Origin of the sequence: Paenibacillus sp. FSL R7-0313 (assembly GCF_037969885.1) — a bacterium.
Taxonomy (GTDB): Bacteria; Bacillota; Bacilli; order Paenibacillales; family Paenibacillaceae; genus Paenibacillus.
Genome location: NZ_CP150219.1, coordinates 2,376,720 through 2,390,169, shown reverse-complemented (window position 1 = coordinate 2,390,169; position 13,450 = coordinate 2,376,720). Strand labels below are relative to the sequence as shown.

The following is a 13,450-nucleotide window of genomic DNA, read 5'->3' as shown; positions in this document are numbered from 1 at the left end:
GCGCCCAAACGTTGTGTTCTTCCGCGGAATTGATTATCATCGGTAGTATAATGACCACAAAGGAGCTTTCATCTTGAGATACTATGTTCAAGACCGCGGAGACCAGTTATCGATTGATCTCAGTCAGCAGTTTCATGCGCTGGCGAAGGAAGAAGGGTTCAAGCTGGATGCAGAATCGCCGGAGATTGTTATCTCCATCGGGGGCGATGGTACGATGCTACAGGCATTTCACAATTTCATCGACCGCATTCCGGATATTGCTTTTGTTGGGGTTCATACAGGCCATCTCGGCTTTTACGCCGATTGGAAGAAGGAAGAATTACGTGAATTAGTCAGGCTGATGAGTGGCAAAGGAGATCCGGAGCGTCTCAAACCACGCATTGTACAATATCCGCTATTGGAGCTTGAGATTCGCAAAAAGTCGGGGAATTCCTCTTACATCGCCCTTAATGAATTTACGTTAAAAGGTGTAGACGGTACCGTTGTGGCGCAGGTCGATATTAACGATGTGACATTTGAAATGTTCCGTGGAGATGGCATCTGTGTATCCACGCCATCAGGCAGCACGGCATACAACAAAGCCCTTGGCGGTGCCATGGTTCATCCAACCATCGAGGCGATTCAGATTGCGGAGATTGCATCGATTAATAATCGGGTCTATCGGACACTTGGTTCACCGGTTATTTTGCCCAAGCATCATCATTGTGATATTTTCTCCCGCAAGGATCAGCGGTTATTGATGACGATTGATCATGTGAACGTGATGGTGGAGGATCTGATCTCCGTCCGTTGTCAGGTATCCAGTCACAAGGTCAGTTTCGCACGTTTCCGCCCTTATCCATTCTGGAACCGGGTTCGCACGGCATTTCTTGACTAAAATAAACACACCAAAAAAGCGGTCCTTCTCAGGAACCGCTTTTTGCTTTGGCTTGAGGCTGATCCTTGCTCTTCTGAAGCACAAAGTACGCACAGCCAAAATTACAATATTCATTGATATAATCCACCATACTGGCGATTGTGGAATCCTTCGTCGCTTTTGGATGGTTATCACGGTAAAAACCTTTTAACCTCAACTGGCTATAACCCCAGTCCCCGATAATATAATCATAACGCTCCAGCACTTCACTGTAACGATCGCGGAAGACCTCTGGATTCCAGCCCTCTTTGTGGTTCTGGACGATTTCATAATTTTTGCCGCCGATCTGTACAATGACCGGTTCTTTGGGCTTTTCCTCAACTGATTCAACAACCGATTCCTGAACCGGCTTCTGGATCTGCTCCTGAAGTTGTTCCTGAATCTGTTCTGTGATTTTTTCTTCTTCCAATCCGGTATCCTCCATCACGCGTGTGTTGCCGCCTGTTTAGCATGTTTGGTAGCCGATTTCACCTGTTCATGCGCATGGTAGGAGCTGCGAACCATTGGGCCGGACTCGACGTGGCTGAACCCACGTTTTAATCCTTCCTGTTTCAATGCAGCGAACTCCTCTGGCGGATAATACTTTTCAACATACAGATGTTTCTCCGATGGCTGCAAATATTGACCAATCGTCATAATATCACAGTTCACCGCACGAAGATCATCCATTGTTGATAAAATTTCATTATATTCCTCACCTACACCAAGCATAATGCTTGATTTCGTAGGGATGTTAGGTTGCATTTCTTTGGCACGAGCAAGCAATTCCAGTGAACGTTTATATTTCGCCTTGGCACGCACTTTGTCTGACAACCGCTCAACCGTTTCAATATTGTGATTCAGAATGTCCGGTTTGGCATCCATTACAATCTGCAAAGATTCCCGATCGCCCAGAAAGTCTGGAATGAGTACTTCAACGCTGCACAATGGCAACCGCCGCCGTACGGCCTTTACCGTCTCTGCAAAAATCGTAGCTCCCCCATCCTTCAGGTCATCACGGGCTACACTAGTAATTACGCAGTGTTGCAGATTCATCTGCTCTGCTGCTTCCGCCACACGTTCTGGTTCCTGCAAATCAAGCTCCGTTGGCAAGCCTGTATTCACCGCGCAAAAACGGCATGCCCTTGTGCAAATGTCGCCCAAAATCATAAAAGTGGCCGTTCGATTGGCCCAGCATTCATAAATATTCGGACACCGTGCTTCCTCACATACCGTATGCAGCGTTTTGGAACGCATCATCGTTTTCATTTCCTGATAGTTATCGCCGGTTGTCAATTTGATCCGAATCCAATCCGGCTTCGGTTCTTTAACACGTTTAGCCAATGCATAAACCTTCTTTCTACTGAAGTTAGGCTGTTGCTCGGAACATATTATACCATGAAAGCGCTGGAAAAACCCCCATTTGTCACATCTTGTGCATTCCTGCCCGATATGGACAATTTGTATAATTCGATTCCCCCCAAGAGCTTACATGGATAAAATGAGAACTTTTGAAGAACGCTAACCTTTAGCTTGGTTCATCGGGTACCTTGTATCATTCTAATGGAAAGGGGCTGCTTCCCAGTGCAACAACGCTTGACCTTCAGGCAAACGTACCGCTTTTGGATCAAAACATTACTTGCAGGTACTCTGCTTCTCCCATTCTTGCCTGTTGAAGTTTACAGTGAACCCGCCCAGGCCGCTCCCAAACCACAGGCTACCGAGTTAAAACCCGCAGACATTTTCGCTGCACGTCGCCATTTATATGAAACCATCGGTCAGATGACCCAGACTCCCTGGTACAGGCTTGCCGCCATTGATCAGTATGAACGAACGATTACCCGTGCACACCCGAAGGATCGCAAGCATCCGGAGCGGCTTACGGGTATCTTCATGACCCCTCCGGCCTGGAGAGGATGGCTAAATCCCGATGAGACGGATCAACATCCGGAATCCATTCTTTTTTTCAAAGGATATGGACGTGATGGTTCAGGAGACGGTATAGCGAATGCCAACAATGATCAGGATGTGCTGTACAGCATGGCTTCGGTTATTCAAGGTTACGGAAACAAACAAGAGGACTTCAACATTGCCTTGTGGGAATATTATCACAACTCCCGTGCTGTGCAACGGATACAGCAATTCGCGAAGTTATATGAGCATTTTGACAATCTGGATCTATTCGGACATGCCTTTCCGGTCCCGCTCGGAACCAACTACTCCTATCGCAGTACCTGGGGGACGAAACGAAGCTGGGGCGGTTATCGCATTCATGAGGGAACGGATATCTTCGCTCCGCATGGCCTGCCTGTGCGCAGTACCTGTTACGGGGTCGTGGAAATCAAAGGCTGGAACCCGTTTGGCGGCTGGCGCATCGGAATTCGGGATTTGAACAACCATTATCACTATTACGCCCACCTCTCGGGTTTTGACAAGAGCGCACGCATTGGTGAAGTTGTGATCCCTGGTCAGGTTGTAGGTTGGGTTGGCAGTTCAGGTTACGGGAAACCTGGGACACAGGGCAAATTCCCTCCGCATCTGCACTATGGGATCTACCGGGACAGCGGACTGCACGAATGGTCATTCGATCCTTATCCACTGCTGAAACATTGGGAACAGGATGAACGCAAACAAAAGAGCAAGAAAAGTAAGTGAGACGAGGATATGCACGATCAGCAAAGCGAAAAAGGGACCTCTTTAATAGAGGCCCCTTTCTTTGCTTTGCAATTCAAATTTGTGTGTATCATGGCTGGGTATCCTTATTAGGTTGCAACCCCCCATTCATATCAGGCAGATCATCCGGCTCAATTTCAAGTTCATTCCCTTGCAAAGGGTTTGACGGCGTCTGTTGCTGGTTCTGGCTAGGGGGATTCGTAGTTACTCCATTATCGCTTGATACACCCGTATGACCTGATGGCAGCGCAATAGCTGGGGCATTACTGCCGTTACTGCCCACTGGCTTGCCCTGATTATCGTAATAATACATTGGCACATCCCCGACAACCAGAAGATAGGAAATCGGGATCTCCGTATCAACCGTTTCGGGTTCCATATCGAAGGGCACCACGACTGCGACCTCAGCAATGATGTGAATGTACACTTCCACCAAAATCATGTTAATACCCGCATTCTGTTGACGGGTGTTCAGATCCACTTTGACAGCGCCCTGGGGCTCAATACGAACCGGTATACTCGGGCCAAATGAAGCCAACACCGGACTGCCCAGCGCCTGCCCCAGTGGGATTTTTTCTTTTAACATGTGTACATTCTGCAGCGTGGATTGCACAATATTCATCGTACTTGCTGTAATTCGCATATGCTCATTGTAGTTCAGCATGAAACCGGACACTTTCCCTGCGGTATCCGTCTTCCAGTCAATCAGCCCTTCGTTGGTTTTGCCCTCTGCAACCTGTGCTGTAATCGCCTTGTTGATCGCCTCAGTTGCAATCTGCTTCACTCTGATCTTGGCCAAATGCATGATGGGGGGCTTCATCTTTTTATCCACATAAGCAAAGCCCTGCATCAAACAAAACGCGGTGACCAATAAAATGATCAACCACATTTTGCGCTTGCCGCTTGGCGGCTTACGGCGTCTCCGGCTTCGCCATTTTCTTCTCATCATCGAAGTGTCCCTCCCCTGCGGGATGAGCTATAGGCTATATGTTAACCTTATGCACCGTTGTCCCGAAAAAGAAGGACAGTACGTGGACACTGAACAGAAAGTAACAACAACATGAAAGGGACAAGTACTCCTCTTTGGCTAACCTAAACGGAAATCGGAAACTACATAAAATCGAGATAAAAAAGCCTTTCGCCCGCAGATTACTCTGCAAGGCGAAAGGCTTTATGTTCAGACCACCCAAAGATTCAGGTAATGTCTTTCCTTTTATTTCGGAACAGATTCCCAGTCTTTCAGGAAACGTTCAATCCCGCTGTCCGTCAGTGGGTGTTTCCAAAGTGTTGGCAGAAGCGAACCTGGGATGGTGGCAATATGCGCACCGGAAAGGGCTGCATCCTCTACATGTTTGATATTGCGAATGCTTGCTGCGATAATCTCGGAAGGCAGATCATACATGTCCAGAATAAGACGCAGATCACGAATCAATTTCATACCATCCACCGCAATATCGTCCAAGCGACCAACGAATGGACTGATGTAGGTTGCACCGGCTTTCGCCGCCATCAGGCCCTGTGCTGCGGAGAAAATCAGCGTTACATTTGTTTTAATCCCTTTTTGCGTCAACTCATGACAAGCATATAGCCCATCTTCGGTCATCGGCAATTTAATGACTACATTCGGTGCCCATTCTGCAATTTCATAAGCTTCCTTCAACATATCCTCGGCTTTGAGACCGATGACTTCAGCACTGACCGGGCCTTTAACAACGCCACAGATCTCCTGAATGACTTCTTTAAATACGCGACCTTCTTTGGCAATCAAAGACGGGTTAGTCGTGACTCCATCCACCAGACCCAGACGTTCGATCCGTTTGATTTCTTCCACATTCCCTGTATCCAAGAAAAATTTCATGATATGTTACCTCCACTTGATGAATTCGTAAACACGATATAAGTCATTACCCGATTCTCATCATATGTTAACAGTTATATATAAAATTAATTTTTCTCTACAGCGTGACCGCCAAATTCATTACGCAATGCTGCTACCACTTTACCTGTGAATGTATCTGTTTCCAGGGAACGATAACGCATCAGCAAGGACAACGCGATAACCGGTGTAGCGGTTTGAAGGTCAAATGCCGTTTCTACCGTCCAACGTCCTTCACCGGAAGAGTGCATTACGCCTTTAATCTCATCGAGGTTTGCATCTTTGGAGAAGGCACGTTCTGTCAGCTCCATCAACCAAGAGCGGATAACGGAACCGTTGTTCCATACGCGAGCCACTTGTTCGAAGTCGAAATCAAATCCACTTTTCTCCAATACGTCAAAACCTTCACCGATGGATGCCATCATACCGTACTCGATACCATTGTGAACCATTTTGAGGAAGTGACCGCTGCCCGCTTTACCAGCATACAGGTAGCCATTCTCCACGGAAGTATCTTTGAATGCCGGTTCAACGATGGCCCAAGCTTCCGGGTCTCCACCGATCATATAACATGCTCCATTACGTGCGCCTTCCATACCGCCAGATGTACCTGCATCCATGTAGTGAATGCCTTTAGGTTTCATCTCTTCGTAGCGACGGATGGATTCTTTGTAGTGGGAGTTACCCGCTTCAATAATGATGTCGCCTTTGGACAACAATGGGCTAACTTCAGCCAGCACAGCGTCTACCACGTTGTGGGGAACCATGATCCACAATACACGTGGGGATTCGAGCGAAGCCACCATCTCTGCGTAAGAAGATACGCCTTCAGCGCCGTATTCTTTCATTTCATTTACTGCTTCAGCGTTCAGGTCAAAAGCAACCACTTCGTGTTTGTGATCAATCAGGTTTCTACCCAGGTTCAATCCCATTTTTCCTAATCCGACAAGTCCAAGTTTCATTTCAAAATCCTCCTGTTATGAACAATGTTTAAATTTCACTTTTGTTGCAGAGCGCCAGACTACATTCCCGTTTCGCAGCAACCGTTCCGGTTACGGCTCGTTCTTTCGATCGCTGTTGTATCCAAATTTCTTTTCATCAACCTTTAAATTGATGAAATTTGGATACAAAGGCGAACGCTTTGCTTCTACAGAATCGACTCCGTCCCCTACACTACGTCGCTACTTAGGCAAAAAATTCAGTGCGTCCGCTAATCTATATTCAAAAATTTTCACGGCCTTCCGGCCACATAACCGGAAGGGCTTATGCAAAATTGGAACGGTATATTCGTGATAGATACTGTGTTATATCAACAATTTACCTTCGATCCAACTCGCTTCTGAGTTCAAGCTCTAAGGTAATAAAACATCTCGTTCTATATCCTGTTGACTTGGAAGAAGCATTTGGATTGTGCAAAATGTTCATGGGTGAGCAGAACGGATTGTACTGTTGTTTTTACTATTGTGTTCTCTTATGCTCGCTTTTTCGTTTCACTTACCACCAACGGTAACCGTCTGCTGCTGTCAGGCGATCTGCTGACTCTGGTCCATGCGAACCTGCACTGTACGTATCCAGTGGCACGCTGCCAGCTTCGAATGCTTCCTGAATCGGTTGCACCCATTGCCATGCCAGCTCCACTTCGTTCCAGTGAGCAAAGAAGGTGGAATCTCCACGCATCGCATCAAAGATCAGATTCTCGTATGCTTCAGGGATATTACGTTTACCGGAGTTGAAGGTCATATGCATTGGTTCCACTTCACCATGGTTCAATGGATTCTTCGCATTTAATTGAAGGGAAATACTTTCTCCCGGACCAATTTCAATCGTAAGCAGGTTAGGTTCCGTTGTATTCTCGGATTCATGCCCCGTTTTGAGTGGAGACTTGAATTCAACAACGATTCTGGTGGATTTCTCAGCCAGGCGTTTACCTGTACGGATATAAAATGGAACCTCGCTCCAGAACGGATCATCGATCCAAAGTCTTGCGGCAACATAGGTCTCGTTCTGAGATCCGGCTGGGATGCCAGGCTCGTCCAGATATCCAACAACTGAAGATCCTTGCAGTTCACCTTCTGCATATTGCGCACGAACAACTTCAGAATTGATATTTTCTTTCGTCAACGGACGAAGTGCTTCAGCAATTTTTTGTTTTTTGAATTGAATTTCTTCCGGTGTGCAACGTTTTGGCAAATGTAAACCAATCATCATCAGCAACTGAAGCATATGGTTCTGGAACATGTCACGAAGGGCACCGCTTTGGTCGTAATACGCGGCACGTTCTTCAACACCCACCGTCTCACTTGCCGTGATTTGTACATTGGCAATATAACGGTTAGACCACAACGCCTGAATTACCGGATTTGCATAGGTGAGCGTCTCAATATTTTGAACCATCGGTTTACCGAGGAAATGGTCAATGCGATAGATCTCTTCTTCCGCAAAGGTATTGCTCAGTTTTTCGTTCAGATCACGAGCCGATTGCAGATCGTGTCCGAATGGTTTTTCGATAATCAGTTTCTTCCAGCCTTTGGTGTTACCCAGGCCACTTTCTTGAATGTTTAATGCGATTGGCTCAAAGAATTCCGGTGCCACCGACATGTAGAACATGCGGTTTTCGGGAATGTTAAGCTCTTGTTCACGCTGTTGAACCAACTCCAACAGTTTGGTGTAATCTTCAAGCTTCGTATTATTTAAAGAACAATAACGGAAAGCTCCAATGAAATCACGAACCTGAGATGCTTCTTCTGGCGTCTGACGTGAGAATTCGTGCAGTGACTTTTCAACATTGGCCTGGAAGTCCATATCCGACAATTCACGTCGTCCCAATCCGATAACGGAGAAAGATTTCGGCATTTTCTGATCCATGTACAAATTATATAATGCAGGGTAAATCTTGCGTTTGGCTAAATCGCCTGTTGCCCCGAACAGGACAAATGTCATTGCATCCATTGGAGTGCCTCCTGTGATCTGTGCAGTATAGTATATGATGTTGCAAAATGTTCAAATCCAAGCATGACAAAAGACGGAATAAGTGGGTGTGTTCCCCGCCTTGCCTCCGTTTATATAACACACCTGAATTCAACCATGGAACATTCCTTCTCTCCACAACCTGTTTATAGGTTATAAATTGTAACCATTTGAATTAACGTTACCCATATTACACCTGTCGTCACAATTCGTCAACAATCGTGTCGAACCTGTGAACTCCAGTGTTTATAGGGTTTTTATTTGATGATAACGCTTTATGTGGTAACATTAAGAACAATTGGTATGTGACATTTTACACATATGGCCTGTGGACAAGTAGGTTACAATAAGTATACTAATGATATTACAAGCAATACTAAATCAAAGGAGTACAATCATGAGCGATGATGAGAATGCCAAGCAGATATGTACAAAAGTGGAACAATCTTATCAGATCATTGGCCGAAAATGGGTAGCCCTCATTATCCATGCGTTGATGGAGGAACCCAAACGCTTCAGTGAGATTCACGCTTATATCCCTGACTTGAGCAAACGTGTGTTAAATGAGCGAATGAAGGAATTGGAGGAAGAAGGACTTGTGGTTCGCCATGTGGTCACGGAACGTCCAGTTCGAACTGAATATATGTTGTCACGAAAAGGAACGGAACTGGGGAGGGCGCTAAGCGCCGTGGAACGTTGGGCTGATAAGTGGCTGTAACAACTTGAGGAATCCTTAAGGTTTATTTAGCTTGAAGGTTACCGCTGTTGCAATCCCGGAGGTGGAGTATCGCATTTAGCAACTGGCTAGTGCACTCCACATTCGGGATTTTTTCACTTCAAACGGTGAATACTAATTGTATATAGAGACGTAATAACGCTATTTTTTATAATTCAAAATAATGCTTACTGCACCGTTCAAATTGTTGTCGATACTGAATTGGGATCGTCCCAGCAGTTTTGCGAAATAACTGGATGAAATATGGTCCATTTGGAAACCGGCGCGTCTGCCCCTCCTCTTCCACCCAAAGTGATGTTGTCTCAAGGAGTAAGTAGTCCTGCTTCAACCTCTGGATTGTGATGTAGTTTGTAATGTTGCTATCTATCTCTTGATGAAAAACACAGGAAGCATACGATTTGGACAGGTGGACAGGTGAACATCTGCCGCCATCTGGTCCAATCTCATCTCATATTCGAAATGCTCTTCAATCCAGCGCATCATCTTCTCCGAGTGTCTCAAATGACGTGAATCCGTTAACTGTGATAGCGCTTCATCTGCTCCTTCTTTTTGTTGATCCAATCCATGACTAAGCAGATTATTATCTTGAAGTGATTTTCAGTTAAATGGATGGAAAAATCGAGTGTATAAATTTTTATGGTGATGTAGGTGTAATCGACCTAGTACAAAAAGATGCCCATTCTCACTCATATGAGGGGCATCTTTTTCATGTAAAATACTACGAATCCAACTTCCTCCCGAGTGTAATACTCGAATCCTCGAAGTTCTCCACCGTCGTTTTCTTTTCATAAAAGTGTACGGCATGTTGCATAATTCCTTCTCTTGTGTAAAACGCGTCTTCCGCCCCTATTGGAAAAATAACCTTTTCTCCTGTGCTTGCCGACTTATAGATACCCACAATCAGTTCAAGCGTATTTCGACCACTTTCTCCGTCCACCAGAAGGGGTGATCCTGTCTCAATAGCGTTTAACACATTCTCAACTTGCCCAGCGTGACCGACATAAGTAACATCCGGTAATTCGTCAGCGAACTTCTGAATCTGGTGTTCCAACTCTCGATTCGGTTCCGGAAATCCGTTATTTCGCGCGGTAGAAGCAACCACTTTCCAAGGTGCAGATACCCGGGCTTTTTTCCCCTGAAAAATTAACTGCTGCTCCTCTCCGTGATGTACAACGGAACTGGTAATCATGCCAAGCGCCCCTTCCTGGAAGCGAAGCATCGCCATGGATATATCCTCAACTTCTGCATTATCATGTGCGGTATTCGCCATCATGGCCTGTAATTCCACTGGAGGTCCCATCATCCAGAGCATGGCATCAATATGATGAACCGCATGATTAAGGGTACAACCTCCGCCTTCTTTTTCCCATGTCCCGCGCCACCACAGATCATAATAATTGTGGCCCCGCCACCAGAACGAATCAACCTGCACATGTACGATGGGGCCCATCCGTTTACTGTCCAGCACACCTTGTAGTTTCATCATTGGTGTTGTAAACCGGTTCTGTGCTACTACAGATAGTAACTTGCCACTTTCTTGCGCTGCTCTCAACATCAGATCCGCTTCCTCCAGGGAAGAGGCCATCGGTTTTTCGACTAACACATGCGCACCTGCATGCATGAAATCACATGCAATTGAAGCATGTGTATACGGCGGTGTACAGACTGATACCAGATCAATGTTTTGGGCAAGTAACTCTGTGTAATCCGTGATAGCTTGTGCACCTTTCAGACCATATTCATTAATTCGCTTCTGTGCTTTTTCCACGTAGATATCGACCACAGCAACAATCTGACATCGCTCAGGGAACGCCAAATATGCTGAGATATGTGCTCCACTAATTGCACCTGCTCCGATAATCGCCACTTTTAACATCGTTGCATACCTCCCTTATTCCCTTCACAATACACAATAATAAAGCGCTTTTATGCGTTCATCTTGTGCTAAAATAAAACTATCTTGCGCATGATAAGGGAGGCATTCATGAAGTCCATCTTTCTGGGAGAACAATTTAATCTGGTCTGTCGTCGTACATCCAACACTACGTTTCGCGAAGTGTTCCATGCTCATTCGCAGCTGGAGATAACCTATATTCACGAAGGATATGGGCAGTTGATAACCGAAGGTCAGGTTTTCTCCCTTGAACCCGGTATGCTCATGATTTTTCGACCTTTTCAATTGCACCACATCCAGATTCAGGTATCCAGACAGCAGCCTTTCATTCGAAATGTACTCATGGTTGAACTTGATCTACTGAAGGCACATTGGCCCCAATTTATTGTTACTCACGACTTCATACAGGATCTGCTGGAAAAGCAATCCCCCATTCAGCCCATCCGACTTGCTGCCACATCCCCACTCGTTCAACGAATGGAACAATATGCAGATACGTATCCAGGTCTGCTTCCCCACGAAGTACAGGAGGATACACACCTCTTTGTATTGGATCTGCTCGCACAACTTCGCTATCTGTGGCAGGACGGGCAGCAGCACCACTCCCAAGATGTACTCTCGTCCAGTGCTAACGTTCTTCACCCTCATGCCGAAGCCATCATGCAATGGATTGAGCAGCATTACCAAGAGCCTTTTCGTTTGGAGCATATCGCAGATACACTTCATCTATCCCCCTACCATCTATCTCATGTATTCAAAAAAGCGACAGGCACCACAATTGTTGCTTATGCTCAAGCCACCCGCATTCGTCATGCCTGTGTGTTGCTCACTCGGTCCTCGCTCACCGTTCCCGAAATCGGTCACCGTGTCGGTATGACCAGCCCCTCCTACTTTTGCAAAGTATTCCGTACTACCACAGGCTCGACACCACATCAATATCGGCTGAAGGTGCAGGGGAGTAGATAATTGGATCACAACATAAAAAAGAAGCGAAAAAATTCACTTCTCCGCTTCTTCTCCACTTTCACAGTTCACCCGAATTAACGCAAATTGAGCTCTAACCGTTTCAAATAGGGGATTAGGCGTCTCTCTAGCTGGTTTAAATCATCCTTCTGCTCCGCCGACAAACGTTCCTCATGAATACTTCCATCCTTGTCCATCACCATAACTTTGTATTTCTTCATTTGTTCATAGACAGACTTGAACTCACGATATTGTTCCTTGGTAAATGTCTTCTCTGCCTGTTCCAACTGTTCCGTCCAAAATTGCTCCTCGTCCATCCGTTTTTTGGAGGACCCTACACTCACAGCTTCCAGCTTCTCGAAAAACGGTTCCAGCTCAGCTGCAAGAAGGTTATATCGTTCCTGCTCCACTGTACTCCACTGCTCTGGATGCATATTGCCTTGAGAATCGGCATGCTTCATGGCCATTTGTCCCATTTGCTTCAACAGGTCCATATATTGAACAAATTCTTCTTCGCTGAAATAGGCCTTGGCCGTCTGCAGCTTCGCTTCCAACCTCATATAATCCTCAGCTGTTCCCCCCATAGCAGCAACATTTTCCTGTGAACCATATATTCCGTCTGCGAGATAGGTGTACCCTGCGTAGGCTCCGGTGGGAACAATTAGTACAACAGCCAATAGCCCAGTGACCAGCCATTTTTTTCGATTTCTCCTGATGTGTGAATCATTTCGAATACTATCCATCATTTTGTGTTTAATACTCGCAGAGATGGACCAGTCTTTGGTTTCTTCCTGGTAGGCTGTTCGCAACTGTTCATCGAGTTTCATGCAGATCCTCCACCTTTCCCCGCAATCTCGGATTCATCTTCTCTTTCAATCTCAACTTCGCCAGCGCCGCATGTATACGCGATTTTACGGTTCCAAGCGGAATCTCTAATATGTCAGCAATCTCCTCTTGCGTGTATTCATTTAAATAATGAAGGGTGACCACCTGCTGCAGCTTGTACGGCAAACGGCGGACCAGTTCCAGCAGAGGCCGATTCGCCAGTTTGTTGACCAGATCAGTGGAAAAATCATATTCTAGTCCCACGTCAGATTTTTCGATCCGCTTGCCAAACCGAAACTGCATCAATCTTTTGCGTCGATAACTCTGGACCTGCCGCATCGTCACACCCATTAACCAGGGACGAAAAGCACGCTCCGCATCATATCGCGCTAATGATCGATACGCCTGAATGTAAATCTCCTGTACTACATCCTCCGCGTCAGACTTGTCCTTGATGAGAAATCGCACAGTTTGATATACCCCCGTCACTGTTTTCTCATATAATTCTCCATATGCTTCTTCACGCCCAGCCCGTATTAACGTTACAAGTTCTATGTACTCATCATGCTCACTCATTATCCATCCCCCTCCTCCTTACACTATATATTGGCATGACAGCAT

General features: G+C 46.0%; 14 protein-coding genes. 4 read left to right on the top strand and 10 right to left on the bottom strand.

Features of this window, described 5'->3' with window-relative positions; all coding sequences use genetic code 11:
* Positions 1 to 73 precede the first annotated feature (73 nt).
* Complete coding sequence (locus tag NSQ38_RS10450; RefSeq protein WP_036673293.1) at positions 74 to 877, top strand: NAD kinase; 804 nt, start codon at positions 74 to 76, stop codon at positions 875 to 877.
* Between the two features lie 28 nt (positions 878 to 905).
* Here the strand turns inward: NSQ38_RS10450 and NSQ38_RS10445 are convergent, their stop codons facing one another.
* A complete protein-coding gene (locus tag NSQ38_RS10445; RefSeq protein ID WP_339789016.1) occupies positions 906 to 1,325 on the bottom strand; it encodes a YutD family protein in 420 nt (139 codons plus the stop codon).
* 14 nt (positions 1,326 to 1,339) lie between these two features.
* Complete coding sequence (gene lipA, locus NSQ38_RS10440) at positions 1,340 to 2,239, bottom strand: lipoyl synthase (RefSeq protein ID WP_339789014.1); 900 nt, start codon at positions 2,237 to 2,239, stop codon at positions 1,340 to 1,342.
* A gap of 240 nt (positions 2,240 to 2,479) precedes the next feature.
* Between lipA and NSQ38_RS10435 the strand changes: the two genes are divergently transcribed.
* Positions 2,480 to 3,550 (top strand): M23 family metallopeptidase, encoded by a 1,071-nt coding sequence (locus tag NSQ38_RS10435; protein WP_339789010.1) that lies wholly within the window; start codon positions 2,480 to 2,482, stop codon positions 3,548 to 3,550.
* 88 nt (positions 3,551 to 3,638) lie between these two features.
* On the opposite strand, the gene yunB is transcribed toward NSQ38_RS10435, so the two are convergent.
* From yunB to zwf, 4 genes are all read right to left on the bottom strand, one after another.
* Entirely contained in the window at positions 3,639 to 4,517 is an 879-nt protein-coding gene (gene yunB / locus NSQ38_RS10430) for a sporulation protein YunB (protein ID WP_339789007.1), read from the bottom strand.
* A gap of 264 nt (positions 4,518 to 4,781) precedes the next feature.
* Positions 4,782 to 5,426, bottom strand: a complete 645-nt coding sequence (gene fsa / locus NSQ38_RS10425; RefSeq protein WP_036605718.1) for a fructose-6-phosphate aldolase — start codon at positions 5,424 to 5,426, stop codon at positions 4,782 to 4,784.
* Positions 5,427 to 5,512: 86 nt separating this feature from the next.
* Positions 5,513 to 6,406 carry a phosphogluconate dehydrogenase (NAD(+)-dependent, decarboxylating) gene (gene gnd, locus NSQ38_RS10420; RefSeq protein WP_017692367.1) on the bottom strand — a complete coding sequence of 298 codons (894 nt, stop codon included), beginning with the start codon at positions 6,404 to 6,406 and terminating at the stop codon, positions 5,513 to 5,515.
* A 532-nt stretch (positions 6,407 to 6,938) separates the two neighbouring features.
* Positions 6,939 to 8,393, bottom strand: a complete 1,455-nt coding sequence (gene zwf, locus NSQ38_RS10415) for a glucose-6-phosphate dehydrogenase (protein WP_339789004.1) — start codon at positions 8,391 to 8,393, stop codon at positions 6,939 to 6,941.
* A 415-nt stretch (positions 8,394 to 8,808) separates the two neighbouring features.
* On the opposite strand from zwf, the gene NSQ38_RS10410 reads away from it, so the two are divergent.
* Positions 8,809 to 9,129, top strand: coding sequence for a helix-turn-helix domain-containing protein (locus NSQ38_RS10410; RefSeq protein ID WP_036605715.1), 321 nt, complete (start codon positions 8,809 to 8,811; stop codon positions 9,127 to 9,129).
* A gap of 381 nt (positions 9,130 to 9,510) precedes the next feature.
* Here NSQ38_RS10410 and NSQ38_RS10405 read toward each other — a convergent pair whose 3' ends face one another.
* Both NSQ38_RS10405 and NSQ38_RS10400 read right to left on the bottom strand, forming a co-directional pair.
* A complete protein-coding gene (locus NSQ38_RS10405; protein ID WP_339789001.1) occupies positions 9,511 to 9,708 on the bottom strand; it encodes a hypothetical protein in 198 nt (65 codons plus the stop codon).
* Positions 9,709 to 9,865: 157 nt separating this feature from the next.
* Positions 9,866 to 11,023, bottom strand: a complete 1,158-nt coding sequence (locus NSQ38_RS10400) for a Gfo/Idh/MocA family oxidoreductase (RefSeq protein ID WP_339788998.1) — start codon at positions 11,021 to 11,023, stop codon at positions 9,866 to 9,868.
* Between the two features lie 108 nt (positions 11,024 to 11,131).
* Between NSQ38_RS10400 and NSQ38_RS10395 the strand changes: the two genes are divergently transcribed.
* On the top strand, positions 11,132 to 12,007 hold the full coding sequence (locus tag NSQ38_RS10395) for an AraC family transcriptional regulator (protein ID WP_339788995.1): 876 nt from the start codon (positions 11,132 to 11,134) through the stop codon (positions 12,005 to 12,007).
* A gap of 74 nt (positions 12,008 to 12,081) precedes the next feature.
* Here NSQ38_RS10395 and NSQ38_RS10390 read toward each other — a convergent pair whose 3' ends face one another.
* Complete coding sequence (locus tag NSQ38_RS10390) at positions 12,082 to 12,831, bottom strand: DUF3600 domain-containing protein (RefSeq protein ID WP_339788993.1); 750 nt, start codon at positions 12,829 to 12,831, stop codon at positions 12,082 to 12,084.
* Entirely contained in the window at positions 12,818 to 13,405 is a 588-nt protein-coding gene (locus tag NSQ38_RS10385) for a sigma-70 family RNA polymerase sigma factor (RefSeq protein WP_339788991.1), read from the bottom strand. Before NSQ38_RS10385 ends, NSQ38_RS10390 begins: the two co-directional genes overlap by 14 nt.
* Positions 13,406 to 13,450 lie beyond the last annotated feature (45 nt).

Coding starts and splice junctions, on each gene's coding strand:
- fsa (WP_036605718.1), bottom strand. CDS start 5,426: ATGAAATTTTTCTTGGATACAGGGAATGTGGAAGAAATCAAACGGATC.
- NSQ38_RS10390 (WP_339788993.1), bottom strand. CDS start 12,831: ATGAAACTCGATGAACAGTTGCGAACAGCCTACCAGGAAGAAACCAAA.
- NSQ38_RS10400 (WP_339788998.1), bottom strand. CDS start 11,023: ATGTTAAAAGTGGCGATTATCGGAGCAGGTGCAATTAGTGGAGCACAT.
- zwf (WP_339789004.1), bottom strand. CDS start 8,393: ATGGATGCAATGACATTTGTCCTGTTCGGGGCAACAGGCGATTTAGCC.
- yunB (WP_339789007.1), bottom strand. CDS start 4,517: ATGATGAGAAGAAAATGGCGAAGCCGGAGACGCCGTAAGCCGCCAAGC.
- NSQ38_RS10385 (WP_339788991.1), bottom strand. CDS start 13,405: ATGAGTGAGCATGATGAGTACATAGAACTTGTAACGTTAATACGGGCT.
- NSQ38_RS10410 (WP_036605715.1), top strand. CDS start 8,809: ATGAGCGATGATGAGAATGCCAAGCAGATATGTACAAAAGTGGAACAA.
- NSQ38_RS10395 (WP_339788995.1), top strand. CDS start 11,132: ATGAAGTCCATCTTTCTGGGAGAACAATTTAATCTGGTCTGTCGTCGT.
- gnd (WP_017692367.1), bottom strand. CDS start 6,406: ATGAAACTTGGACTTGTCGGATTAGGAAAAATGGGATTGAACCTGGGT.